Raw genomic sequence first — 24,258 nt, forward strand, 5'->3', positions numbered from 1 at the left:
CCCGCACGAACGGATCAGGCAGCCGGAACCGGAAGCAGATCCATCACTCGGGCAACGACATCATCGATGCCGATGCCTGTGGTGTCGATGAGGACAGCATCGTCTGCCGGCTTCAGCGGCGCCACGGTACGCTGAGCATCACGGGCGTCGCGGGCCATGATCTCGCGCAGGAGGTCATCAAAGTTAACAGAAACCCCCTTGTCTTTCAACTGCTTATGCCGGCGCTCGGCGCGCTCCTCGGCACTGGCGGTCAGGAAGACCTTGTAGGGGGCGTCCTTGAAGATCACCGTGCCCATGTCGCGGCCGTCGGCGACCAGGCCGGGCAGCTCCCTGAATGCGCGCTGGCGCTCCTTCAGGGCCGCGCGGACCTCGGGAATGGCGGCAATGGCCGAGGCCAGGGCGCCGGTGGTCTCCAGGCGCAGCTCGTCGGTGGCATCGGTGCCGTTGACCATGACCCGCATTGACTCGCCCCGTTCAACAAACTGAACATGGGTGTCGAAGGTGCAGCGCACCAGCGCCGAGGCGTCGGAGGTGTCGATGTCGGCCCAGCTCGCGGCCACGCCCACTGCGCGGTAAAGCGCACCCGAATCCAGGTAATGCCAGCCCATCCGGCGCGCGATGATGCGGCTGATGGTACCCTTGCCAGCCCCGGAAGGGCCGTCGATGGTCAGGACGGGAGCGAGTGGATTCATGGGGTTCCCAGAGCGTGTGAAGGGGTCATTCTAGCCCCTGCCCGAGGCCCCGCGCGGCGACTTTCGTGCAACCACTTGAAACATCGACAAAAAGCCCGGTAGAATGGCGGGCTTGAACGAGCGTCAACTGCCGATTGTCTTTCGCATATCGCGGCCACGCTCCACCCGAACAACTACTGTTTACGCCGAGGTATGCCATGAAAGTCCTGTCCTCCCTGAAGTCGGCGAAGGCCCGTCACCGCGACTGCAAGGTCGTCCGTCGTCGCGGCAAGATCTTCGTCATCTGCAAGTCGAACCCGCGTTTCAAGGCGCGTCAGCGCTAAGCCCAACAGCCCTCGCGGCTGCGGCTGGCCCTACGCGGGGCCGACCCGATGCAAGAAACCGCCTTCGGGCGGTTTTTTGTTTATGCGGCTTTTTCCTGCCGTTTTTGCTGTAATCGCCTTTCTTGACCACTGGGGAGTAGATCGAGATGAAGCGTTACCTGTCCGCCCTGGCCGTGATGGCCACCCTGGCCGCCGCTACGCCGGCGATGGCCGATACCCTGCTTGTCGACCGCGCCCGCGAGAAGCCGGCCGGTGCCCTGCCCGTGCGCGGCCAGAGCATGCAGCAGGTGCAGGCGCAGTTCGGCGCGCCGAGCGAACAGCTGCAGCCGCGCGGCGGGCAGAAGCGGCAATGGCCGACCATCAACCGCTGGGTGTACCCGCAGTTCACCGTCTACTTCGAGAAGCAGAAGGTGATCGACGTGGTGGCCAACCAGGCGGACCCGAACGAAATCGGCCCGAAACCGCCGATCCGTTGATCCCTTTACCCGCCGTGGGCGGGCCTGTGTAGCGAGACCATGAACCAGACCCTTCGTTTTCCTGCCGAGTGGGAAGCCCAGAGCGGCGTCCTGATTGCCTGGCCCACCGCCGACACCGACTGGGCCGACCGCCTGGGCCAGGTGGAAGAGACCTACATCGCCCTGGTCGCGGCCATCACCCGCTTCCAGCCGGTACTGATCTGCGTGGCCGACGACGATGTGGAGACCTATGCCGAAATGCGGCTGCGCTCCAACCGCATCGACATGGGCAAGGTCCACTTCACCACGGCCGCCTACGACGATACCTGGCTGCGCGACTCCGGCCCGATCACCCTGCGCCGCGCCGACGGCGGTTTCCAGCTGCTGGACTTCCGCTTCACCGGCTGGGGCGGCAAGTTCGATGCCACCCTGGATGACCAGCTGGTGGGGGTGCTCGACCAGGCCGGCGTGTTCAACGACGCGCCAGTGCGCAGCATCCCGTTTGCGCTGGAAGGCGGCGGCATCGAAACCGACGGCGAAGGCACCCTGCTGACCACCTGGAAGTGCCTGCACGAGCGCCACCCGGACCGCGACCGCGACAGCCTGAGCGCCGACCTGGCCGACTGGCTGCAGCAGGACCGCGTGCTGTGGCTGGACCACGGCTATCTGGAAGGCGACGACACCGACGCGCACATCGACACCCTCGCCCGCTTCGCTTCGGTCGACAGCATCGTCTACCAGGCCTGCGACGACGAGAGCGACTCGCACTACGCCGAGCTGCAGGCAATGGGCAACGAACTGGCCGCGCTGCGCACGAAGGATGGCCAGCCGTACCGCCTGTTCCCGCTGCCGTGGGCCCAGCCGGTGATCGACGAGGGCCGCCGCCTGGCCGCGTCGTATGCCAATTACCTGATCGTCAATGGTGCGGTGCTGATGCCGGCCTATGGCGATCCGGCCGATGACCAGGCCCGCGACGTGCTGGCGCAGGCGCACCCGGGCCGCGAGATCGTGCAGGTGCCCTGCCGCTCGCTGATCTGGCAGAACGGCAGCCTGCACTGCATCACCATGCAGCTGCCGGCAGGGCTGTTGAAGGCCTGATGGATGACGTCGGGCCCCGCCCGGCGCCGCTTTTGTAGAGTCGAGCCATGCTCGACTGGCCTTTTGTAGAGCCGAGCCCACGCTCGGCTGGGGCGCTCGCGCAACCGGAGCAGAACGCAGCCGAGCATGGGCTCGGCTCTACAACACCGGCCCATTCAGCGCGCGACACGCCGTTGCCGCCCATCCGCGCTAACATGCAGGTTTTCCCCCGCAGGAACGCCCCGCATGAACTCGCGCAGCCCCCTTACCGTCGCCCTGATCCAGGAGCGCAACCACGGTGATGCCGCCGCCAACCTGGCGGTGATCGAAGCACGCGTGGCCGAGGCGGCTGCGCAGGGTGCCAAGCTGGTGCTGCTGCAGGAACTGCATAACGGTCCGTATTTCTGCCAGCACGAGTCGGTGGACGAGTTCGACCTGGCCGAGCCGATTCCGGGCCCGAGCACCGAGCGCCTGGGCGCGCTGGCGAAGAAGCATGGCGTGGTGCTGGTCGGCTCGCTGTTCGAACGCCGCGCCGCTGGCCTGTACCACAACACCGCCGTGGTGTTCGAGAAGGACGGCACGCTGCTCGGCAAGTACCGCAAGATGCATATCCCGGACGATCCGGGCTTCTACGAAAAGTTCTACTTCACCCCGGGCGACATCGGCTTCACGCCGATCGACACCTCGGTGGGTCGCCTCGGCGTGCTGGTCTGCTGGGACCAGTGGTACCCGGAAGCGGCGCGCCTGATGGCGCTGGCCGGTGCCGAACTGCTGCTCTACCCGACCGCGATCGGTTGGGACCCGGACGACGTGCAGGACGAGAAGACCCGCCAGCGCGACGCCTGGGTGCTGAGCCACCGCGGCCATGCCGTGGCCAACGGCCTGCCGGTGCTGAGCTGCAACCGCGTCGGCCATGAAGCCTCACCGCTGGGTGCGTCGGGCATCCAGTTCTGGGGCAACAGCCACGTGCTGGGCCCGCAGGGCGAGTTCCTGGCCGAAGCCGGCACCGATGCCACGGTTCTGCTGTGCGATGTCGACCTGCAGCGCAGCGAGCACGTGCGCCGCATCTGGCCGTTCCTGCGCGACCGTCGCATCGACGCGTACGGCGACCTGCTCAAGCGCTACATCGACTGAGCCGGAGCCGCGCATGGCCGTCCTCATCCGTGATGCCGGCCCGGCCGACATCGACGCAATCACCGCGATCTACGCGGTGGAAGTGACCGACTTCGTCAACACCTACGAGTACGACATCCCGGATGCGACCGAGATGCTGCGCCGCATGCGCGACATCATCGATCGTGGTTTCCCCTACCTGGTCGCCGAGATCGACGGCCAGGTGGCCGGCTATGCCTATGCCAACACCTACCGCACCCGCGTCGCGTACCAGTGGACCGTGGAGAACTCGGTCTACGTCGATGCCCGCTTCCAGGGCAAGGGCGTCGGCACCGGCCTGCTGCAGGCCCTGATCGACGCCTGCGTGGCGCGTGGCTACCGGCAGATGGTGGCGGTGATCGGCGAACCGACCAATACCGCTTCAATCAAGCTGCACGAACGGTTCGGCTTCGAGCTGGTCGGCGTGTTCCGTGGCCTCGGCCGCAAGCACGGCCGCTGGCTGGATACCGTGCAGATGCAGCGCGCGCTCGGCGACGGCGCCGACACCGCACCTTCCAATGAATGAACCCATGACCGAAACCCTTCCCGAAACCGGCGACGATCTGTTCGCCGGCCAGCCGGTGCGCGTCATCGAACGCGACGGCGTGCGCTACACCCTGCTGGGCACCGCCCATGTTTCGCGCGCCAGCGTTGAAGCCGTGGAGAAAGCCATCGACAGCGGCCGTTTCGACGCGGTGGCGGTCGAGCTGGACCCGCAGCGCCTGCAGGCACTAAGCGACCCGGACACGCTGGCCAAGCTCGACCTGGTCGAGGTGATCCGCAAGGGTCGCGTTGCCCTGTTCGCCGCCAACCTGGCCCTGTCCGCCTACCAGCGACGCCTGGCCGAACAGCTGGACATCGAGCCAGGCGCCGAACTGAAGCGCGCGGTGGAACTGGCCCGCGAACGCGACCTGCCCGTGCACCTGATCGACCGCGAGGTCGGCCTGACCTTCCGCCGTGCCTCGCAGCGGCTGGGCTTCTTCGGCAAGCTGAAGCTGGTCGCGGGGCTCGGCGCTGGCCTGTTCTCGTCCGAGGAAGTGGGCGAAAACGAGATCGAGAAGCTCAAGCAGGGCGACATGCTGGAATCGAGCTTCGGCGAGTTCGCCAGCGAGAGCCCGGCGCTGTACGAGACCATCATCGGCGAACGCGACCGCTACATGGCCACGCGCCTGCGCGAGGAACACAACCCGCAGCAGCGTGAAGTGCTGGCGGTTGTCGGTGCGGGCCACCTTGCAGGGCTGGCGCGTTACCTGGAAACCGACACCGAGGCACCGGCGCCGCTGCGCGCCGAGCTGGAAGCAGTACCGAAGAAGCGCAACATTCCGTGGTTCACGCTGGGCATCCTGGCGATCGTGGCGACCGGCATCGGCGTGGGCTTCTACCGCGGCGGGCTCGGCGTCGGTACCGAACTGCTGGCGACCTGGGCGATGTATACCGGCGGCCTGGCGGGCCTGGGCTGCCTGCTGGCCGGCGGCCATCCCCTGAGCATCCTCACTGCAATCGCGGTGGCGCCGTTCAAGCCGTTCCGCCTGAGCATCCCCACCGGCGCGTTCTCGGCGCTGGTGGAAGCGCGCCTGCGCAAGCCGGCCTACGAAGACTTCCTCAAGCTGCGCGACGATGCGCAGAGCCTGAAAGGCTGGTACCGCAATCGCGTCACCCGCGTGGTGCTGACCTTCATGCTGACCAACATCGGCAGCATGCTCGGCCTGTGGCTGACCACGTTCAAGGTGTGGGGCAAGGTCGCGGGGTAAACCTCAACCGGCCACAGAATCTGTTGCGCCCGAGCCCATGCTCGGGCGGCGCCGCGATGTGGCGAACAGCAGCCGAGCATCGGCTCGGCTCTACCTGGGCACGGCATCTGTAGCGCCCGAGCCCACGCTCGGGCGGCGCCGCAACACGGCGAACAGCAGCCGAGCATCGGCTCGGCTCTACATGGGCGCGGAGTCTGTAGCGCCCGAGCCCACGCTCGGGCGGCGCCGCGACGCGGCGAACAGCAGCCGAGCATGGGCTCGGCTCTACATCGGCACGGCATCTGTTGCGCCCGAGCCCATGCTCGCGCGGCGCCGCGATGTGGCGAACAGCAGCCGAGCATGGGCTCGGCTCTACATGGGAAAACACACGCGGCGAACGAAAAAAAGGGGGAGGCCGCCCCACTACGACCGGCCTCCCCCACACCACAACACGTTGCCGCGCATTACGGTCGAGCAAGCTCGACCACTACACCGGGGTACCCGCCACGACCTCCAGGCCGCGCGCGCGTCGGATCAGCCGCGTCACGGCATTGCGCAGGTCATCCAGCACGGCGTAGATCGTCGGCAGGAACAGCAGGCTGACCACGGTCGAGAACGCCAGGCCGCCGGCAATCGCGCGCGCCATCGGTGCGTACTCCGGGCCGTTGCCGAACATCTGCGTATTGGTCAGCGAGATCGGCACCATCGCCAGGATCGCCGTGCCCATGGTCATCATGATCGGGCGCAACCGCTCGCGTGAGCCTTCCACCAGTGCCTGCGTCCGGCCCATGCCGCCGCGCCGCAGGTTGTTGATGTGCTCGATCATCACGATGCCGTTGTTCACCACCACGCCCATCAGTACCAGGATGCCGATGAAGGACATGATCCCGAACGAAGTGCCGGTGATCCAGAACAGCCAGAACACGCCGAAGATCGAGAACAGCACGCCGCTCATGATCGCCGCCGGGAACAGCAGCGACTCGAACACCGCCGCCATCACCACGTAGATCATCACCAGCGCGATCAGCAGGTTGAACACCATCTGCTGCATGGCCTCGTCATCGTTGCCGTAGTCGCCACCATCGAAGGTGTAGCCATAGCCGGCCGGGAAGTTCATCGGTTTGAGCACCGACTCCATCGCCTTGCGACCGTCCGGCGCGGTGACCTTCTCGGCCAGGTTGGCCTTGATGGTCAGCGTGGTCTGGCGGTTGGTGCGACCGATCTGGGTGGCCGACGAGCCGACGTCAACGGTGACCAGGCTCAGCAGCGGCACGCTGCGGCCATCGCCGGTACGCACGCTGAAACCGGCCAGGTCTTCCGGGCTGCTCTGCTCGGCACCGGCGAAACGCACCCACACCGGCACTTCGTTGTCGCCACGGCGGAACTCGCGCATCGGTGCACCGCGCAGCGCCAGCCCGACAAAGCTGGCCACCTGCTCGGCGTTGAAGCCGAACGCCGCCGCACGCTCGCGGTCGACACGTACCTTCAGCTCACCACCCTTCTCGCCGTTGTCGATGCGCACGTCGCGCAGCTCGGCACGCTGGGCCAGCAGCGGCACCACTTCCTGGCCGATCTCCTGCAGCATCGAACTGGAATCTCCGACCAGCTGCACCTGCACGCCCTGGTTGCCGCCACCGCCGCCATCACCGCCCTGGTTGCCGACGAAGTAGTCGGTCCGCGCCGACTTCGGCAGGCCCTTGCGCAGCTCTTCCTGCAGCGCCTTGATGTCCTTGGCGTACTTTTCGTCCAGGGTGACCACGGTCGAGCTGCCTTCCTGTTCGCTGTACCAGGAATAGACCTGCTTGACGTGCAGGCGTTCACGGTTGGCGTCGATCCAGTTCTCCACCCGCGCCACTTCCTCGGACATCTGCCGGTAGGTGTAGGCGCCCTTCCACATGTAGCCGATGAAGATGTCCTTGCCACCTTCGCCGCCAAACATGTCGACCTTGGTCAGCTTCATCGGCACCAGGCTGACCAGCACCACCAGCACGATGCCGAGCAGGCTCCAGCCGCGATGGCGCAATGACCAGTCCAGCAGCCGGGCGTAGCGGCGCTGCAGGCGCGCGATCACGCCGGTCTGCGAGTGCAGCAGCTTGGGCGTGGCCATGCGCGCGGACAGCATCGGGATCAGGCTGACCGCCACCAGCCACGACGCCAGCAGCGAGACCGAGATGGTGATGGCGATCTGCGCCATGAAAATGCTGATGTTGTTGGTCTCGCCGAACAGGTTCGGCACGAACACGATGCAGTGGCACAGGGTGCCCGCACTGAGGGCGATGGCCACATTGCGGGTGCCGATGATCGAGGCCAGGCGTGGCTGGTCCGGAAGGCGCTCGCGTTCCTGGTAGATGCTCTCCACCACCACCACGGCGTTGTCGACCAGCATGCCCACGGCCAACAGCAGGCCCATCATGGTCAGGATGTTCAGCGTCACCCCGACGAAGTACATGAAGCCCAGGGTGATGGTGAAGCAGATCGGGATGGCCAGGGTCACCATCAGCGTGGACGGCCAATGGCGCAGGAAGAAGAACAGCACGGTGACCGACAGGATCAGGCCGACCGCACCGGCTTCGGCCAGTTCCAGCAGCGAGGACGTCACCGCCTTGCCCTGGTTGTCGATCACCTTGATCTGGACGTCGCGCATCGACGCTTCGGCGCGGATCGCTTCGACCTCGGCCAGCGCCGCGCGCGACACCTCCACCAGGTTGGCGCTGCGCTCCTTGAAGATGTCCAGGCCGACCGCCGGGTTGCCGTCCAGGCGCCGCCCATAGTTCATCCGCGCAGGCTTCAGGCGCACGTCGGCGATGTCGCCCAGGCGCAGGCCCTTGGCGTTGATCACCAGGTCACGCATTTCCTGCAGGTCGGTGATCTCGCCCACCGGCTGCACGCGCACGCGCTGGCCGTTGTCGTCGATCTGCCCGGCCGAGATCGAGAAGTTCAGCGTGCGCAGGCGCTCGCTCAGTTCGTTGATGCTCAGCCCATGCGCGTTGAGGCGGTTCGGGTCGATGGCAATCTCGACTTCGTTCGGCGGCGCGCCGGTGATGTCGACGCGGGCCACGCCGGGGATACGCTCGATGCGCCGCTTGAATTCGCGGTCGAGCATGTCGTACGCGGTGGTCAGGTCGGTGGTGCTGGCCAACCGCACCTTCAGCACCGGCTGGTCGCTGCTGGACCACTTGAACACGTTGTAGCGCTGCAGGTCATCGGGCAGGTCGCTGCGGATCGCATCGATGCGTTCGCGGGCATCGGAGGCGGCGATGGCGATGTCGCGGTCCCAGTCGCTGAACTCGATGAAGATCAGCGCCGCTTCGGAGGTGGCCGACGAACGCATGCGCTTGATGCCGGTCATCGTCGCCAGCGATTCCTCCACCGGGCGGATGATGGTCCGCTCCACTTCCTCCGGGGTTGAACCGGTGTACGGAATCTGCACGAACAGGAACGGCGCGGAGATGTCCGGCAGCGCTTCCAGCGGCAGCCGGAACGAGGCGATCAGGCCGATCACCACCAGTGACACGAAACACATGATGGTGGTGACCGGGCGGCGGATGGAGAACTCGGCAACACTCATGCCGGTTCCTCCGCACCCGCCGCGGTGCCCGCCGCACCCGGCTCGATCTCACCGGCGTGCGTGCGGCCGCGCTCGCGGTAATAGGCATCGCCGCGGCGATCCATCAGGTCGTACACCACCGGGATCACCAGCAGGGTCAGCAGGGTCGACACCAGCAGGCCACCGATCACGGTGATCGCCATCGGCGCGCGCACTTCGGCGCCCTCGCCCATCGCCACCGCCAGCGGCAGGAAGCCGAACAGCGTGCACAGCGTGGTCATGATGATCGGCCGCAGGCGCGAACGTGCGCCCTCTACCAGCGCCTCATGCTTGGCCACGCCGGCCTCGCGCAGCTGGTTGACCTTGTCGATCAGGATGATCGCGTTCTTGGTGACCAGGCCGACCAGCAGGATCAAGCCGATGAACACCACCACCGAGATGGGCTTGCCGGTCAGCATCAGCGCCAGGATCGCGCCGACCAGTGCCAGCGGGATGGTGAACAGGATCACGAACGGATGCAGCAGCGACTCGAACTGCGAGGCCATCACCAGGTAGACCAGGAAGATCGCCAGGCCGAAGGCGAAGATCAGCGACTTCGCCGCCTGCGCCAGCTCCTCGCCCTGGCCGCCGATGTGCAGGCCGACGCCCGCGCCCAGCGGCTGCTCGGCCACCATCTGCTGCACTTCGCGCATGGCAGCGCCCAGGTCGATGTCGCGCAGATTGGCCGAGACCACGGCCACGCGGGTCTGGTCGGCGCGATGGATCTCGCTGGGGCCGGTGGTGGCGACCACGTCGGCGACTGCGTCCAGCGTGACCGGACGGGTGCTGCCCGGATTGACGATCAGCCGGCGGATGCTCTCCACACTGGCGCGGTCGCCTTCCTGCGCCCGCACCAGCACGTCGATCTTGCGGTCACGGAAGCTGTAGCGGGTGGCCACGTCGCCGCGCACCTTCTTCACCACCACATCGGCGATCTGGCGGGTGGTCAGGCCCAGTGCACCGGCACGCTCCTGGTCGAAGCGGATCTGGATTTCCGGGAAGCCCTCTTCCACCGTGGACTTCACGTCGGCGTAGTGCGCATTGCCGCGCAGCATCGCCGCCAGGCGCTGGCCAGCCACTTCCAGCGTCGCCATGTCCTGCCCGCGCAGCTCGATTTCCAGCGGCGTGGAGAAGCTGAACAACGCCGGCCGCGCGAAGTCGACCTGCGCACCCGGATGCTGGCCCATGGTGTCACGCAGGCGCTCGGTGATCTCCGCTTCGGTACGCGCGTTGCCACCGCCTTCCATCACCACGGTCAGCTTGCCGATGTTCTCGCCGCTCTCGGTCGGGCTGGCATCCAGGCGGGTGCCGCTGCCGCTGACGCCATACAGCGAGGCAACCCCCTCGCCGTTGCCGTGGGCCAGTTGCAGCTCACGCACCAGCGCATCGGTCTGCTTCAGCGGCGTGCCGGCCGGCAGCTTCACCGTCATTTCGAAACGGTCCTGTGCCAGCTGCGGAATCAGGTCGGCACCGAGCATCGGCACCAGCGCCATGGTCGCCACGAAGATGATCGTGGCCACGCCCAGCACCTTGCCCGGATGGGCCAGCGCGCTTGGCAGCAGCCGCAGGTAGCCGCGCTCGGCACCGGCATAGGGCTTCATCGCCAGGTCGCTGGCCTTGCGCATCACCGGGCCGACCACCGCCACCACGCCACGCCACGCACGCACGACCAGCCAGGCCAGCGCATAGAAGCTCCAGCGCGCGGTTGCGACGGCACCACGACGACCCAGCGCCACCGGTTTCTGCCAGCGGTTCTGCGGCTGCCACGGTTCGTTCGGCGCCTCTTCCGGGAACGCCAGCGGCGGCCGTCCCTTCAGCGAGCTGAGCATCGGGATCAGGGTCATCGACACCAGCAGCGAGATCGCGATGGCGATCGCCACGGTCAGTGCCTGGTCGCGGAACAGCTGGCCGGCGATGCCGTCGACGAACACCAGCGGCAGGAACACCGCGATGGTGGTCAGGGTCGAGGCGACCACCGCCATGCTCACTTCGCGGGTACCGACGATGGCCGCCTGCAGGATGCCCAGGCCACGCTCGCGGGCCTTGGCGATGCTCTCCAGCACCACGATCGAGTCGTCCACCACCAGGCCGGTGGCCAGCGCCAGGCCGCCCAGCGACATCACGTTCAGGCTCAGGCCCATCTGGCCCATGAAGAAGAACGTGGCGATGATCGAGACCGGCAGCGACAGGCTGATCACGAACGTGCTCCAGCCATCACGCAGGAACAGGAAGATGATCAGGATCGCCAGCAGGCCACCGATCACTGCATCCTTCTTGACGTCGGCGATGGCGTGCTCGATGAAGCGCGACTGGTCCTCGATGGTGGTCATCTCGACATCGGTCGGGAACGTGCCCTTGATCTGCTCCAGGCGCTTGCGGAGCGCTTCGGCGGTGGACACGGTGTTGGCATCGCCTTCCTTGTAGATGGCCAGTTCAACCGATTCCTTGCCGCCCAGGCGGATCACCGCTTCGCGTTCCTTGTAGCCCTGGCGCACGGTCGCCACGTCCTTCAGGCGCACCGGCACACCGTTGGCGACCACGCTGGAGCTGCCGCCGGACGACGCGCTCTGCGCCGCCGATGCCGCCGCGATGGCCGCCGCCGAACCGGTCGACGCGGCGATGTTGAACATCTGCTGCATGGCCGAGTCGGCCGCGCTGCCGTTCGATGCCTGGGTGGTGACCAGCAGGTTGCGGATCTCCTCCAGGTCGGCGAACTGGTTGACGGTACGCACCAGGAAGCGCTGCGAGCCCTCCTCCAGGCGACCGCCGGAGATGTTGATGTTCTCGTCCTTCAGGCGCTTGATGACGGTGTCGATCGGCAGGTTCAGCTGCGCCAGCTTCTGCTGGTCGATGTCGACCTGGATCTCGTCTTCCAGGCCGCCGCCCACCTTCACTGCTGCCACGCCGGTGACCGGCTCCAGCTTCTTCTTCAGGTCTTCATCGGCATAGCGGCGCAGGCCGGTCAGCTCGCGGATCGCGTCGGCATCGCTGGCCGGTGCCACCTTGTTCGACAGCACCAGGCGCATGATCGGTTCGGTGGAAGGATTGAAGCGCAGCAGCACCGGGGCCTTGGCCTCCAGTGGCAGGTTCAGCGCTTCCATCTTATCGCGCACCTCCAGGCTGGCCTGATCCATGTTGGTGCCCCAGGCGAACTCCAGCACCACGTCGCTCTGGCCGGTGCGCGAGACCGACTTCAGCTTGCGCAGGTTCTTGACCACGCCCACCGCTTCTTCGACCGGCTGGGTGATCAGGGTTTCGATTTCGGTCGGCGCCGCACCGGTGTACTCGGTACGCACGGTCAGCGTCGGGTAGCTCAGGTCCGGCAGCAGGTTGACCTTGAGGTTGCCCAGTGCGATCAGGCCGAACAGCAGCAGCGTGACCGTGCACATGGCGATGGTCACGCGGCGGCGGGTGGCGAATTCCACCAGGCCGCCGCGCATGCCGGCGGCGGCGCCGTCGCTCGCCGGCGAGGCACCGTGGTCGTGGCCCGGGGCGGTCATTGCTTGCTCCCGCCCTTGTCTGCGGGCTTGGCGGCGGCTGCAACCGTCTTCGCCTTTGCCTTCGGATCGGCGATCACCTGCACCGTGGTGCCGTCGCGCAGCGCGACCTTGCCGGCGGTGACCACCTGATCACCGGCCGCAAGGCCATCACGGATCTCCACCCACGGGCCCTCGGCGTAACCCAGCTTGACCGGAACGCGTGCGACCTTGCCTTCGCGCACCCGGAACACCGCCGGCTCACCGTCGTCGAGCAGCGCCAGGCGCGGCACCACCAGCGCATCGGCACGCTGGTCGTAATCGATGCGGATGCGCCCGAACATGCCGGGCTGCAGCGCGTGCGCGGCGCCGTCGAAGGCGCTGACCACGCGAAACGTGCCGCTGCCCGAATCCACCACCGGCGCGATGCGGTCGACGGTGCCGGTGAAGCTCTGGCCCGGCAGTGCATCGGCGGCCAGGGTTACCGGCTGACCGGCGCGCAACGTGGCCAGCTCGCGCTCGGGCACGTTGAGGGTGGCCTCCAGCCGCGAGTTGTCGACGATGCGGAAGATCGGGGTGTTGATCTGCACGAAGTTGCCGGTCTTGATCGAGCGCGAAGCGATCACGCCGGAGATCGGCGCCACCACCGTGGTGTAGGACAGTTCCAGCGTGGCCAGGCGGTACTGCGCGCGGACGTTCTCCAGGTCGAAACGCAGCTGGTCGACATCGGCGGCGCTGACCATCTGCTGGCCCACCAGCTTCTGAGCGCGCTGGTAGTTGTTCTCCAGCTTGCGCATCTGCGCTTCGCTCTGGGCAACGGCCAGGCGTGCGCGGTCCGGATCCAGGCGCACCAGCGGCTGGCCGGCGGTGACGCGCTGGCCTTCCTCGACCAGCACCGCCAGCGCCACGCCCGAGGTCTTTGCGACCACCTGCGACTCGGCGCGCGGCTCCAGCGCGGCGGTACCCGTGTAGCTGGCGGCGACCGCGCGGTGACTGGCGACCGCCACTTCGACCGGCACCGCGTCGACCTTCTTCTCCTCCTTGGTCTCGGCGGCCTTGGCTTCGGAATTGGGCCCTGCGGCGCAACCGCCCAGCAGCAGGGAGGTGGAGATCAGCAGTGCGGCAGCGCAGATTCCGCTGCGACGGCCGGACAGGAAGAATGGGTGCGACATCGTCAGGTCCCTGATGGATGCGTGGACAGGTGTTGTAGCAAAGTAATGCACCACTTCACGGCAACACCATATCCCAAAGGTCATGGTGCCTTCACGCCACCGGTGGGAACGACCCCATTTCAGCTAGATGAAACCTGAGGCTATACTCGGGTCGTTCCGTACCCCACGCCGGAACGACCAGACCCGAATCCCCGGAAACGACACCATGCGCCCGCAGCCGCTCGCCGCTTGTCTCGCTCTGGCCGTCCTCCTGCCCTTTGGGGCCGCCGCACAGCCCGCTCCTGCTCCTGCCACACCCGCTCCGGCCCCGGCTCCCGCCGCCGCGCCGGCGCCTGCCGCGCCCACCGGCAACTTCGACAATGGCCGCGTGCTGGCCTACACCTGCCAGGGGTGCCACGGCATCACCGGCTACAAGAACGCCTACCCCAGCTACCGGGTGCCGAAGATCGGCGGCCAGACCCAGCAGTACCTGGCCCAGGCCCTGACCGAGTACCGCCAGGGCAAGCGCCGGCATCCGACGATGCAGGCGCAGTCGATGAGCTTCAGCGAACAGGAGATCGCCGATCTCTCTGTTTACCTGTCCACCGTCAAGTAAGGCCCGCCCATGTCGAAAGCCGCGCATCCGATGCGTCATGCCATCGCCCTGTCCGTTGCCCTGCTGCTGGCCGCCTGTTCGCAGTCGCAGGTGGAAAACAGCGAGAAATCCGCCGCCGACCCGGGCCATGCCAGCGGCGAACACGGCTCTTCTTCTTCGGCCGGCCTGCCCGCAGGCCGCGAGGCCGCCGGTGAAGCCCGCGCCAAGGTGAAGGGCAAGGCCACCAACCAGAGCTGCATCGACTGCCACGGGGCCGACGGCAACGCGCCGATCGACCCGACCTACCCCAAGCTGGGCGGGCAGTACGGTGACTACCTGGCGCACGCGCTGCAGGCCTACCGCGCCGGTGACCGCCAGCACATGCTGATGACGCCGCAGGCGAAGGACCTGAGTGACCAGGACATCGCCGATCTGGCGGCGTACTTCGGTAGCCGGCCCAGCCAGCTGCGGGATCTGCACGGGGTTAAATGACCGCCCCCCGATGGGTGCGGAATCCGCTTTGGTGGGTGCGGACCTTGGTCCGCACTGATGCCGCCATCCACGCATGGCGTGGATCTACCAGCCGAGCGTAGGCTCGGCTCTACAACGTCCGCTGGCATGCCTCGGTAGAGCCGAGCCTACGCTCGGCTGCTCTCCGGTCAGATCACGATGAGCCGAGCGTAAGCTCGGCTCTACATCAATCGGCGCGATCGCTGGCGCCGGTCAACGCTCAGCCTTCCAGCTCTTCCCAGCGCGCGTACGCGGCATCCAGTTCGGCCTGCACCTTGGCCAGCTGCTGGGTGTGCGCGGTCACTTCGGCGCTGCTGCGGGTGTAGAACGACGGGTCGTTCATCGCCGAGGTCAGTCCTTCGACGTCGCCTTCCAGCTTCTCGATGGTCTTCGGCAGCTGCTCCAGTTCGCGTGCTTCCTTGTAGGCCAGCTTCCGCTTGGGTGCCGCCTGAGCAGCTGCCGGCGCGGCAGGTGCTGCGGCCGCCGGCTTGGCGGCGGGGGTCGCGGCAGGGGCTGCCACGCGGGCCGCATAACGCTGCCAGTCGCTGTAGCCACCCACGTACTCGCCGATCACGCCGTCGCCTTCCATCACCAGCGTGGAGGTCACCACGTTGTCGATGAAGTCACGGTCGTGGCTGACCAGCAGCAGCGTGCCGGTGTACTCGCCCAGCAGCTCTTCCAGCAACTCCAGGGTTTCCACGTCGAGGTCGTTGGTCGGTTCGTCCATCACCAGCAGGTTGGACGGCTGCGCGAACAGCTTGGCCAGCAGCAGGCGGTTGCGCTCGCCACCGGACAGGCGGGTGATCGGCGCACGCGCGCGCTCCGGGGTGAACATGAAGTCCTGCAGGTAGGCATGCACGTGCTTGCGCTTGCCGTTGAACTCGAGGAAATCACGGCCTTCGGCCACGTTTTCGATCGCGCTCCAGTCTTCGCGCAGCACCGCGCGGTACTGGTCGAAGTACGCGATCTGCAGATTGGTGCCGGCGTTGACTTCGCCCTTGGCCGGCTGCAGTTCACCCAGCAGCAGCTTCAGCAGCGTGGTCTTGCCGCTGCCGTTGGGGCCGATCAGGCCGATGCGGTCGCCACGCAGAATGGTCGTGGTGAAATCGCGGACCATGGTGCGCTCGCCGAAGGCGAACGAAATGTCCTTGACGTCGATGACCTTCTTGCCGGAGCTGACGCCCTGCGCGGCTTCCATCTTGACGTTGCCGCTGAGGTCGCGGCGCTGCGAGCGCTCCACGCGCATCGCCTTCAGGCGGCGCACGCGGCCTTCATCGCGGGTACGACGGGCCTTGATGCCCTGCCGGATCCATACTTCTTCCTGCGCCAGCAGCTTGTCGAAGCGCGCGTTTTCCTGCGCCTGCGCATTGAGGCGTTCCTCGCGGCGGCGCTCGTAGTTGGCCCAGTCGCCCGGCCAGCTGGTGACCTGGCCGCGGTCGATCTCGACGATGCGGGTGGCCAGCGCACGCAGGAAGCGGCGATCGTGGGTGACGAACACCACGCTGCCGCTCCAGCCTTTCAGGAACGCTTCGAGCCAGTCGATGGCTTCGATGTCCAGGTGGTTGGTCGGTTCGTCCAGCAGCAGCACGTCCGGGCTGGACACGAGCGCGCGGGCCAGCAGCACGCGGCGCTTCATGCCGCCGGACAGGCGACCGAACTCGGCCTCGCCGTCCAGGTCGAGCTTGGTCAGGGTTTCGCTGACGCGCTGGTCCAGGCCCCAGCCGTTGGCGGCGTCGATCTTGGCCTGCACGTTGCCGAGGGCTTCGCCGTCGAATACCTCGGCATGGCTCAGGTGGTGGAACTCGGCCAGCCACTGGCCCAGTTCGCCCAGGCCATCGGCGACGACGTCGAACACCGAGCCAGCGGCGCCGTGCGGCACCTCCTGCTCCAGGCGGGTGACGCGCACGCCCTGCTGCACGCGGACTTCGCCGTCATCGGGCTTGTGGTCGCCGGACAGCAGCTTGAGCAGGGTGGATTTGCCGGCGCCGTTGCGGCCGATCAGGGCGATGCGTTCGCCCGGCTCGATCGACAGTTCGGCCTTTTCCAGCAACAACGGGCCGCCAACGCTGAAGTCGACGTTCTGCAGAGTAATCAGAGGCATCCCCATAGTGTAAGGGCTGGGGAGGTCAGTCGGAATCTCGGCGGCGTGCCGGCCTGCGATTCCGCCCTGTGCGCGATGTCCCCCGACGATGTCTTCGGTAGAGTCGACTTTCAGTCGACTGCTCTTCCCTGAGACCCGCGAAAAGCCCGCGCTGCGCGCGATAGTCGACCAACGGTCGACTCTACAAAACGGCGCTTCTACCCCTCCCCCTCCCCCAGCAACGCCTGCAACCCCGGCAACCATTGCTTGCCCGGGTGGCGTACCAGCCAGAGGGTACGCTGCAGGGGCGGTAGCGGGGTCTCGAGTACGCGCAGGCGGCCCAGCGCCAGCGGCTCTTCCAGTGCGTGACGGGACAGGCAGGCCAGGCCGAGGCCGGCGATGGCGGCCTGCTTGATCGCCTCGGTATTGCCCAGCTGCAGGGTCTGGGCGAAGCCGCGCAGGTGCGGCAACAACGCCTGCTCCACCGCTTCGCGGGTACCCGAGCCGGGCTCGCGCAACAGCCAGCGTGCGCGGCGCAGGTCGTCCAGCGACCAGCGTGCGGGGGCGTCGGCGGCGGCGACGATCACCAGCGGGTCCTGCTGCCAGGCCGTGACCTGGAGGCCACGCTCGTGGCACGGGCCTTCGATCAAGCCGGCGTCGACGTCCAGGCGCTGCACGGCGGCGACCACGCCAGCACTGTTGTCGATGCGCAGATCAACCTCGGCCTGCGGCGCCTGTCGCAGCAGCTCGGCGATGCGCGGCGGCAACAGGTAGTTGCCGATGGTGGTACTGGCGGCCAGCACCAGCCGCAGCGGCGCGCCCTGCCCCGGATCGCCGCCGGCGGCCAGCTGCCGCTCCAGGTCAGCGGCGTTGACCAGCAGCGTGCGGGCAGGCTCCAGCAGCGCGCGGCCGTGGCCGTTCAGGGCCAAGCGGCGGCCGATGCGGTCGAACAACGGGGTACCGAAGTGTGCCTCCAGTTCCTGCAGCGCAGCACTGCTGGCCGACTGCGACAGCGCGATGGCCTGGCCAGCGGCGGTGGTGCTGCCGTGATCGGCGATGGCGACGAAGACCTGAAGCTGGCGCAAGGTCAGGCGCATGTCATTTACCCGCTTGATAGGTAGATTTCACCCATATTATTCGTTTTACAGGTCAGCCATGCAGGCGCACGCTTGCCTGGCCATTCCAGACCTGCCGTTGCCATGAACGCCCCCGCTCTCTCCCCCTGGTCCCTGCCCGCCCTGCGCCAACGCTGGCTGCCGCGCCTGCCCGGCCTGCTGCTGGTCGGCCTGGTCGCGGCGGCGTCGCTGTACCTGGCCGAGCTGCCCTGGCTGCAGGCACACGGCTTGAGCGCGCTGACCGTGGCCATCGTGGCCGGCATCGTGGTCGGCAACATCTTCTACCCGCGGCTGGCACCGAGCAGCGCGGCGGGCGTGGGCTTTTCCAAGCACTGGCTGCTGCGTGCCGGCATCGTGCTGTACGGCCTGCGCCTGACCTTCCAGGACATCGGCCACGTCGGCGTCAGTGGCGTGCTGATGGACGTGCTGGTAGTGGCCAGCACCTTCGGCCTGGCCTGCTGGCTGGGCGTGCGCGTGTTCAAGATGGAACGCGAGGCGGCGATGTTGATCGGCGCCGGCAGCGCAATCTGCGGTGCAGCGGCAGTGATGGCCGCCGAACCGGTAGTGCGTGGCCGTGCGGCGCAGGTCACGGTGGCGGTCTCTACGGTGGTGGTGTTCGGCACGCTGGCGATGTTCCTGTACCCGGCGCTGTATGCGCTGGTGCAATCGCACGGCTGGCTGGTGATGGACGCGCGGCAGTACGGCCTGTTCACCGGTGCGACGGTGCATGAAGTGGCACAGGTGGTGGCGGCCGGCCGTGCGGTCAACGAAGCTGCGGCTGATACTGCCGTGATCACCAAGATGGTGAGGGTGATGCTGCTGGCACCGTTCCTGGTCGCCCTGTCGCTGTGGCTGGCGCGTGGCGGCAAGGCCAGCGCCGACGGCAGCAAGGCACGCATCGTGGTGCCGTGGTTTGCGTTCGGTTTCGTGGCGGTGGCCGGGTTCAACTCGCTGCACCTGCTGCCGGCCGGCCTGCAGGCCGGGCTGGTGCAGCTGGATACCGCGCTGCTGGCGATGGCGATGGCCGCGCTGGGCCTGACCACCCACGTCTCGGCGCTGCGTCAGGCGGGCCTGAGGCCGCTGCTGCTGGCGCTGATCCTGTTCGCCTGGCTGCTGTTCGGTGGCCTGGCGATTCATCAGGGCGTGCTGGCGGTGCTGGGCTGAGCAGGAGCGTGCCGACCAGCGGTCGACACCCACCCGTAGATCCACGCCATGCGTGAATGGCGGGCCCAGTGGGGGGTCAGAGCCCTTTCCTGCGGAAAGGAGGCCGACCCCACCCCATCAGGCGGGACCGGCCGCGCAGGCAGGTACAATGCGCCATGACTGACTTCTCGACCCTGCCGCTGAGCCCGGCCCTGCAGCCCGGCCTGGATGCCCTCGGCTACACCACCCTCACCCCCGTGCAGGCGCAGAGCCTGCCGGCCATCCTCGATGGCCGCGATGTGATCGCACAGGCGCCGACCGGCAGCGGCAAGACCGCCGCCTTCGGCCTGGGCCTGCTGCAGGCCATCGATCCCAGCCTGATCCGCGTGCAGGCACTGGTGCTGTGCCCGACCCGCGAACTGGCCGACCAGGTCGGCAAGCAGATCCGCAAGCTGGCTACCGGCATCCCCAACCTGAAGCTGCTGCTGCTGGTCGGCGGGGTGCCGCTGGGCCCGCAGCTGGCGTCGCTGGAAGGCCACGACCCGCACGTAGTGGTCGGCACGCCCGGCCGCGTGCAGGAGCTGGCACGCAAGCGCGCGCTGAATCTGGGTGCGGTACGCACGCTGGTGCTGGACGAAGCCGACCGCATGCTCGACATGGGCTTCGAGGAACCGATCCGCGAGATCGCCGGCCGCACCCACAAGGATCGCCAGAGCCTGCTGTTCTCTGCCACCTTCCCCGACAGCATCCGCGCCATGGCGCGTGACCTGCTGCGCGATGCGCTGGAAGTGACCGTGGAAGGCGCCGACCAGGCCCCGGCCATCCGCCACCTGTTCTGTGAAGTGGAACCGGCGCACCGGCAGAAGGCGCTGGCCGGCCTGCTGCTGAAGTACACGCCGGAATCGGCGGTGGTGTTCTGCAACACCCGCAAGGACGTGGACGAGGTCGCCAACTCGCTGCAGCAGTTCGGCTTCTCGGCGCTGGCCCTGCATGGCGACATGGAGCAGCGTGACCGCGAGGAAGTGCTGCTGCGCCTGGCCAACCGCAGCTGCAACGTGCTGGTCGCCAGCGACGTGGCCGCACGTGGCCTGGACGTGGAAGAGCTGGCCGCGGTGATCAACTACGAGCTGCCGACCGACGTGGAGAGCTACCAGCACCGCGTGGGCCGTACCGGCCGTGCCGGTGCCAGTGGCCTGGCGATCAGCCTGGTGGCAGGCCGCGAGAAGACCCGCGCCGAAGCCATCGAGGCACAGATGGGGCAGCCGCTGGACTGGCAGAAGACGCCGCTGGCGACGGCGCGCCCGGCCGAGCTGCCGCAGGCAGCGATGCGCACGCTGCGCATCGATGGCGGCAAGACCGACAAGCTGCGCCCGGGTGACATTCTAGGCGCATTGACCGGCGACGCCGGCCTGTCAGCCAAGTTCATCGGCAAGATTGCGATCTTCCCGACCCGCTCCTACGTGGCGATCGCCCGTGAGCAGGCCAACAAGGCCGTGGCCAAGCTGGAAGCCGGCAAGATCAAGGGCCGTCGTTTCCGCGTGCGGGTGATGTAAGGAACAGGGTGGTCGCCGGGCATGGCCCGGCGCTACCGGCATGCCGTGTGTAGCGCCGGGCCACGCCCGGCGACAGGCTCAGAACACCAGTTCGGTGTGCAGTGGCAGGTCCGCTTCCCAGCGTGCGCGGCCGCCGAGGCCGTCCAACTCGACCAGCACGCCGGCACCCACCACCTCGACACCCAGGCGGCGCACCAGCGACAACGCCGCAACCAGCGTACCGCCGGTGGCCAGCACGTCGTCGATGATCGCCACGCGTGCGCCGGCCGGCAGCGCATCGGCATGCACCTCGATGCAGTCGCTGCGGTATTCGAGCGTGTATTCCTCGCGCAGCACCTGGCCCGGCAGCTTGCCCGGCTTGCGCACCGGCACGAAGCCCACCCCCAGTTCCAGCGCCATCGCGGCGCCGAGGATGAAGCCGCGCGATTCGATGCCCACCACCGCGTCCAGCTTCTGGTCGCGCCAACGGTCGGCCATCGCGATGATGGCACCGCGGAAGTCCTCGCCGTGGGCGAGCAGCGGCATGATGTCCTTGAAGAGGATGCCGGGCTTGGGGAAGTCGGCGATGTCGCGCAGGCGGGAGGCCCACTGCGGAGCGACGAGGGCGTCGGTCATGTCACGTTGGCTATCTGATGGCGGCATAGGGTACCTGTTCCGGGCGCCGGCTGCCTGTTGGGGGATGTTCGGCCGGGCTGCGCCCGGCACCTGCAGAGGCCACCGCGCAAGCAAATGCGAAAGCAAATGCCGTATTCCGAGGGATGGAGGGGTGGGCCCGGTTGCGGGGGCCGCTGCAAGTACGTCCATGTAAGCTCGGTCGCCGCATCCATGCGGCTCACGCCCCCGCAACCGGACCCACCCCGCCTTCGATAGTTTCCTGCGATCTGTCGGAACGGCTCGTGGGGTCAGATCCGTTTTCCTGCGGAAAACGGATCTGACCCCATTCTCGTATATCGATATCTGACAGATGTGTCGACCAAGGTCGACACCTACCCACAGCAGCGGGAATCTGTCGGAGGTGGGCGGTGTGGGGCTGCAGGACCGTTGGCGCCATGGATGGCGCCATCGAGCCCCCAGGGACGGGTTTACGGCGTGTCCTGCAGCCCTACACCGCCCCGCCAGACCTTCAGCAATCCAACGCCGCTTTGGCTTTGGCTTTGGCTTTGGCTTTAGCTTTGGCCATGGCCTCTGCGGGTGCAGGGCGCAGCCCTGCCGAAACCCACCCTCAGGAACTGCAGGACAGCATCGAGCAGCCGGCGCGGTTGTCGGCCCACGCCGGGCGCTTGCCGGCAAAGTGCTCCAGCCCGGCGCGTTCGGTATACGGGTCACGCAGTACGTCCTGCAATGCGTGAACACCGCCCAGGTCACCCTGCTCGGCGCGATCGATGGCCTCCTGGGCCAGCCAGTTGCGCAGCACGTACAGCGGATTGGCCGCGGCCATTTTCGCCGTGCGCTCGCTGGCCGACAGCGGATCCACGCGCAGTCGCGCCGCGTAGTCCTGCAACCACTGCTGCAGCGGTGCCTGCACCGACTGCTGGCGCGCCTCGTCGTAGTACACCGCGTCAAGCACGCCCACATCGGGCGACGTTGGATCAACGCGCATCAGCGCGCGCCAGGCCAGCGTCATGTCCATGCTTCCGCCCTGCATCAGCTGCTGCCAGCGCAGGTAGAGCTGCAGGTCCTCATCATCCGCCGCTGCCAGCCCGAGCTTGGCCGCTGCATCGCGACGGGTGCAGGCAACGAACGTGGACTGGTACGCCGCCAGCCCCGCCTGCAACGGTTCGACATTGGCAAACAATGGCGACAACGCCTGCGCCAATCGGCTCAGGTTCCAGTACGCCACCTGCGGCTGGGTGCCGAAACGATAGCGCCGGCCGTGGGCGTCGGTAGTGTTCGGCGTCCAGTCCGGATCGAAGTCCTCGACCCATCCATAGGGACCGTAATCCAGCGTCAGGCCGAGCACGGACAGGTTGTCGGTGTTCATCACGCCATGCACGAAGCCGACGCGCATCCAGTGCGCGATCATCTCGGCAGTGCGCACCGCGATCTGCGCGAACCAGTCAGCGTACAGCGCCTCGCCCTGCCCTTGCAGGCCGGGGAAGTCGCGGGCAATGCAGACATCAACGAGCTCCTGCAGCAACGCGGTTTCACCACGCGAGGCCGGCAGTTCGAATGAGCCGAAGCGCAGGAACGAGGGCGAGACACGGCACACGATGGCGCCGGGCTCGGCACGCGGGTGGCCGTCGTAGAACATGTCGCGCACCACGTCGTCGCCGGTGCCGACCAGCGACAGCGCGCGCGTGGTCGGCACGCCCAGGTGGTGCATGGCCTCGCTGCACAGGAATTCGCGGATGGACGAGCGCAGCACCGCGCGCCCATCGGCACCCCGCGAATACGGGGTCGGGCCGGCACCCTTCAGCTGCAGCTCCCAATGACCGCCATCCGGCGCGACCAGTTCGCCCAGCGAGATCGCGCGGCCATCCCCCAGCTGCCCCGCCCAGTGGCCGAACTGGTGCCCGCCATAATTGGCCGCCCACGGCTGCATGCCGGGGTACAGCGCATTGCCACCGAACACGCGCGCGAAGCCTTCGCTCTCCACTTCATCGGTATCGAAGCCGAGCATCGCCGCCGCCTCCGGCGACCAGGCCAGCAGCGTGGGCGCCGCCACCGGCGTCGGCATCACCGGCGACCAGGCGGCGCCCAGCACTTCGCGGCGGCGCGGGCCGGATTCGGGGTCACCCGGCAGGGCATTCAGCAGGCGATTGTCGAAACGGGGGATGTCGGTATCCATGGGCCTGAGATGGGGGCGACCGCCGCCCGCCTCAATTGCCGCTGAGTGCCTGAAGGTGGCCGCCGTGGGCCTCGGCGCGCTGGTAGGCCGGGCGCTCACCGATACGCTTGAGGAAATCGCGCAGTGCCGGCTTGTCGTCGAGGCCACCGCCCCGTGCGGCCGCAGCCTGGATCGGGAAGCTCATCTGGATGTCGGCTGCGCTGAACCGCTCACCCGCGAACCACGGGCTCTCGGCCAAGCGGCGCTCCATCCAGTCCAGGTGCAGGCGCCGTTGCGGGCCGATGAAGCCACGCTCGGCCTTGTCGGCGATGCTGCGCGCGATCGGGCGGGCGAAGAACGGCATCGGCGCGTTGCGGATGCGGCCCATCACCAGGGTCAGCAACAGCGGCGGCATCGCCGAACCTTCGGCGTAGTGCAGCCAGTAGCGATAAGCGATGCGTTCGGCACCATCGGCCGGCATCGGTGGCGGCGACAGTTGGCGCTGCGTGTCGTAGCGGTCAGCGAGGTAGTCGAGGATCGCGCCGGACTCGGCCAGTACCAGCTCGCCATCCTGCAGCACCGGCGACTTGCCCAGCGGATGCACGCTGCGCAGCTCCGGCGGCGCCAGCAGCGTCTTCGGATCACGCGGATAGCGGCGCAGTTCGTAGTCCAGCCCGAGCTCCTCCAGCATCCACAGCACGCGCAGGGAACGGGAGTTTTCAAGGTGGTGGACGATGCGCATGGGTGGTTCCGCGACGGAAGGAGTCGCCCGATGTTAGCGCGCCCGGCTGCATGCCTTTTGTAGAGTCAAGCCATGCTCGACGTTAGAGAACAGCGGGCAAAAAAAAACGCC

19 protein-coding genes are annotated in these 24,258 nt (G+C 67.5%); 10 read left to right on the forward strand and 9 right to left on the reverse strand.

From position 1 onward, the window contains the following. Positions 1–14: 14 nt before the first annotated feature. Positions 15–692, reverse strand: coding sequence for a (d)CMP kinase (cmk, locus tag AC5P8Z_RS00730; RefSeq protein ID WP_049454773.1), 678 nt, complete (start codon positions 690–692; stop codon positions 15–17). A gap of 197 nt (positions 693–889) precedes the next feature. On the opposite strand from cmk, the gene ykgO reads away from it, so the two are divergent. From ykgO to AC5P8Z_RS00760, 6 genes are all read left to right on the forward strand, one after another. Continuing rightward, positions 890–1,015 (forward strand): type B 50S ribosomal protein L36, encoded by a 126-nt coding sequence (gene ykgO / locus AC5P8Z_RS00735; protein WP_005409283.1) that lies wholly within the window; start codon positions 890–892, stop codon positions 1,013–1,015. A gap of 176 nt (positions 1,016–1,191) precedes the next feature. Beyond that, complete coding sequence (locus AC5P8Z_RS00740; RefSeq protein WP_226053522.1) at positions 1,192–1,491, forward strand: hypothetical protein; 300 nt, start codon at positions 1,192–1,194, stop codon at positions 1,489–1,491. Positions 1,492–1,530: 39 nt separating this feature from the next. Beyond that, positions 1,531–2,568: an agmatine deiminase family protein gene (locus tag AC5P8Z_RS00745; protein ID WP_495227788.1), complete on the forward strand. Its 1,038-nt coding sequence runs from the start codon at positions 1,531–1,533 to the stop codon at positions 2,566–2,568. 225 nt (positions 2,569–2,793) lie between these two features. After that, positions 2,794–3,681, forward strand: a complete 888-nt coding sequence (locus AC5P8Z_RS00750; protein WP_049442792.1) for a carbon-nitrogen hydrolase — start codon at positions 2,794–2,796, stop codon at positions 3,679–3,681. A 13-nt stretch (positions 3,682–3,694) separates the two neighbouring features. Beyond that, positions 3,695–4,225, forward strand: a complete 531-nt coding sequence (locus AC5P8Z_RS00755) for a GNAT family N-acetyltransferase (protein WP_049429014.1) — start codon at positions 3,695–3,697, stop codon at positions 4,223–4,225. Positions 4,226–4,229: 4 nt separating this feature from the next. Then, positions 4,230–5,450 (forward strand): TraB/GumN family protein, encoded by a 1,221-nt coding sequence (locus tag AC5P8Z_RS00760; RefSeq protein WP_495227789.1) that lies wholly within the window; start codon positions 4,230–4,232, stop codon positions 5,448–5,450. Between the two features lie 466 nt (positions 5,451–5,916). On the opposite strand, the gene AC5P8Z_RS00765 is transcribed toward AC5P8Z_RS00760, so the two are convergent. From AC5P8Z_RS00765 to AC5P8Z_RS00775, 3 genes are read right to left on the reverse strand one after another with little or no spacing between them, the layout of a single operon-like run. Next, the gene (locus AC5P8Z_RS00765; RefSeq protein WP_286071710.1) at positions 5,917–8,997 is read right to left on the reverse strand and encodes an efflux RND transporter permease subunit; all 3,081 of its coding nucleotides are present in this window, start codon (positions 8,995–8,997) and stop codon (positions 5,917–5,919) included. Further along, positions 8,994–12,515, reverse strand: a complete 3,522-nt coding sequence (locus AC5P8Z_RS00770; RefSeq protein WP_495227791.1) for an efflux RND transporter permease subunit — start codon at positions 12,513–12,515, stop codon at positions 8,994–8,996. The genes AC5P8Z_RS00765 and AC5P8Z_RS00770 overlap by 4 nt, the downstream gene beginning before the upstream one ends. After that, on the reverse strand, positions 12,512–13,663 hold the full coding sequence (locus AC5P8Z_RS00775; protein ID WP_495227793.1) for an efflux RND transporter periplasmic adaptor subunit: 1,152 nt from the start codon (positions 13,661–13,663) through the stop codon (positions 12,512–12,514). The genes AC5P8Z_RS00770 and AC5P8Z_RS00775 overlap by 4 nt, the downstream gene beginning before the upstream one ends. Before the next feature lie 205 nt (positions 13,664–13,868). Here AC5P8Z_RS00775 and AC5P8Z_RS00780 point away from each other — a divergent pair, with 205 nt between their 5' ends. Together AC5P8Z_RS00780 and AC5P8Z_RS00785 are read left to right on the forward strand one after the other, a co-directional pair. After that, the gene (locus tag AC5P8Z_RS00780; protein ID WP_132809931.1) at positions 13,869–14,258 is read left to right on the forward strand and encodes a c-type cytochrome; all 390 of its coding nucleotides are present in this window, start codon (positions 13,869–13,871) and stop codon (positions 14,256–14,258) included. Between the two features lie 9 nt (positions 14,259–14,267). Continuing rightward, on the forward strand, positions 14,268–14,729 hold the full coding sequence (locus tag AC5P8Z_RS00785) for a c-type cytochrome (protein ID WP_019661289.1): 462 nt from the start codon (positions 14,268–14,270) through the stop codon (positions 14,727–14,729). A gap of 238 nt (positions 14,730–14,967) precedes the next feature. Here AC5P8Z_RS00785 and AC5P8Z_RS00790 read toward each other — a convergent pair whose 3' ends face one another. Together AC5P8Z_RS00790 and AC5P8Z_RS00795 are read right to left on the reverse strand one after the other, a co-directional pair. Next, positions 14,968–16,848 (reverse strand): ATP-binding cassette domain-containing protein, encoded by a 1,881-nt coding sequence (locus tag AC5P8Z_RS00790; protein ID WP_495227796.1) that lies wholly within the window; start codon positions 16,846–16,848, stop codon positions 14,968–14,970. Positions 16,849–17,045: 197 nt separating this feature from the next. Continuing rightward, positions 17,046–17,924, reverse strand: coding sequence for a LysR family transcriptional regulator (locus tag AC5P8Z_RS00795; RefSeq protein WP_495227798.1), 879 nt, complete (start codon positions 17,922–17,924; stop codon positions 17,046–17,048). A gap of 102 nt (positions 17,925–18,026) precedes the next feature. On the opposite strand from AC5P8Z_RS00795, the gene AC5P8Z_RS00800 reads away from it, so the two are divergent. Both AC5P8Z_RS00800 and dbpA read left to right on the forward strand, forming a co-directional pair. Beyond that, positions 18,027–19,106: a YeiH family protein gene (locus AC5P8Z_RS00800; protein WP_495227800.1), complete on the forward strand. Its 1,080-nt coding sequence runs from the start codon at positions 18,027–18,029 to the stop codon at positions 19,104–19,106. A gap of 155 nt (positions 19,107–19,261) precedes the next feature. Next, entirely contained in the window at positions 19,262–20,638 is a 1,377-nt protein-coding gene (dbpA, locus tag AC5P8Z_RS00805) for an ATP-dependent RNA helicase DbpA (RefSeq protein ID WP_495227801.1), read from the forward strand. A gap of 78 nt (positions 20,639–20,716) precedes the next feature. Here the strand turns inward: dbpA and AC5P8Z_RS00810 are convergent, their stop codons facing one another. The 3 genes from AC5P8Z_RS00810 to AC5P8Z_RS00820 form a co-directional block, all read right to left on the reverse strand. Next, positions 20,717–21,253, reverse strand: coding sequence for an adenine phosphoribosyltransferase (locus tag AC5P8Z_RS00810; RefSeq protein ID WP_495227803.1), 537 nt, complete (start codon positions 21,251–21,253; stop codon positions 20,717–20,719). A 607-nt stretch (positions 21,254–21,860) separates the two neighbouring features. Further along, positions 21,861–23,426 carry a protein adenylyltransferase SelO gene (locus tag AC5P8Z_RS00815; protein WP_495227804.1) on the reverse strand — a complete coding sequence of 522 codons (1,566 nt, stop codon included), beginning with the start codon at positions 23,424–23,426 and terminating at the stop codon, positions 21,861–21,863. 31 nt (positions 23,427–23,457) lie between these two features. Further along, on the reverse strand, positions 23,458–24,147 hold the full coding sequence (locus tag AC5P8Z_RS00820; protein WP_495227806.1) for a glutathione S-transferase family protein: 690 nt from the start codon (positions 24,145–24,147) through the stop codon (positions 23,458–23,460). Positions 24,148–24,258: the final 111 nt, after the last annotated feature.

This window comes from Stenotrophomonas sp. YJH_SMC_17 (assembly GCF_059371655.1).

What these genes read in the sequence shown, in the direction of transcription:
- cmk (WP_049454773.1), bottom strand. Translation starts at nt 692, where the DNA reads ATGAATCCACTCGCTCCCGTCCTGACCATCGACGGCCCTTCCGGGGCT.
- ykgO (WP_005409283.1), top strand. Translation starts at nt 890, where the DNA reads ATGAAAGTCCTGTCCTCCCTGAAGTCGGCGAAGGCCCGTCACCGCGAC.
- AC5P8Z_RS00740 (WP_226053522.1), top strand. Translation starts at nt 1,192, where the DNA reads ATGGCCACCCTGGCCGCCGCTACGCCGGCGATGGCCGATACCCTGCTT.
- AC5P8Z_RS00745 (WP_495227788.1), top strand. Translation starts at nt 1,531, where the DNA reads ATGAACCAGACCCTTCGTTTTCCTGCCGAGTGGGAAGCCCAGAGCGGC.
- AC5P8Z_RS00750 (WP_049442792.1), top strand. Translation starts at nt 2,794, where the DNA reads ATGAACTCGCGCAGCCCCCTTACCGTCGCCCTGATCCAGGAGCGCAAC.
- AC5P8Z_RS00755 (WP_049429014.1), top strand. Translation starts at nt 3,695, where the DNA reads ATGGCCGTCCTCATCCGTGATGCCGGCCCGGCCGACATCGACGCAATC.
- AC5P8Z_RS00760 (WP_495227789.1), top strand. Translation starts at nt 4,230, where the DNA reads ATGACCGAAACCCTTCCCGAAACCGGCGACGATCTGTTCGCCGGCCAG.
- AC5P8Z_RS00765 (WP_286071710.1), bottom strand. Translation starts at nt 8,997, where the DNA reads ATGAGTGTTGCCGAGTTCTCCATCCGCCGCCCGGTCACCACCATCATG.
- AC5P8Z_RS00770 (WP_495227791.1), bottom strand. Translation starts at nt 12,515, where the DNA reads ATGACCGCCCCGGGCCACGACCACGGTGCCTCGCCGGCGAGCGACGGC.
- AC5P8Z_RS00775 (WP_495227793.1), bottom strand. Translation starts at nt 13,663, where the DNA reads ATGTCGCACCCATTCTTCCTGTCCGGCCGTCGCAGCGGAATCTGCGCT.
- AC5P8Z_RS00780 (WP_132809931.1), top strand. Translation starts at nt 13,869, where the DNA reads ATGCGCCCGCAGCCGCTCGCCGCTTGTCTCGCTCTGGCCGTCCTCCTG.
- AC5P8Z_RS00785 (WP_019661289.1), top strand. Translation starts at nt 14,268, where the DNA reads ATGTCGAAAGCCGCGCATCCGATGCGTCATGCCATCGCCCTGTCCGTT.
- AC5P8Z_RS00790 (WP_495227796.1), bottom strand. Translation starts at nt 16,848, where the DNA reads ATGCCTCTGATTACTCTGCAGAACGTCGACTTCAGCGTTGGCGGCCCG.
- AC5P8Z_RS00795 (WP_495227798.1), bottom strand. Translation starts at nt 17,924, where the DNA reads ATGCGCCTGACCTTGCGCCAGCTTCAGGTCTTCGTCGCCATCGCCGAT.
- AC5P8Z_RS00800 (WP_495227800.1), top strand. Translation starts at nt 18,027, where the DNA reads ATGAACGCCCCCGCTCTCTCCCCCTGGTCCCTGCCCGCCCTGCGCCAA.
- dbpA (WP_495227801.1), top strand. Translation starts at nt 19,262, where the DNA reads ATGACTGACTTCTCGACCCTGCCGCTGAGCCCGGCCCTGCAGCCCGGC.
- AC5P8Z_RS00810 (WP_495227803.1), bottom strand. Translation starts at nt 21,253, where the DNA reads ATGACCGACGCCCTCGTCGCTCCGCAGTGGGCCTCCCGCCTGCGCGAC.
- AC5P8Z_RS00815 (WP_495227804.1), bottom strand. Translation starts at nt 23,426, where the DNA reads ATGGATACCGACATCCCCCGTTTCGACAATCGCCTGCTGAATGCCCTG.
- AC5P8Z_RS00820 (WP_495227806.1), bottom strand. Translation starts at nt 24,147, where the DNA reads ATGCGCATCGTCCACCACCTTGAAAACTCCCGTTCCCTGCGCGTGCTG.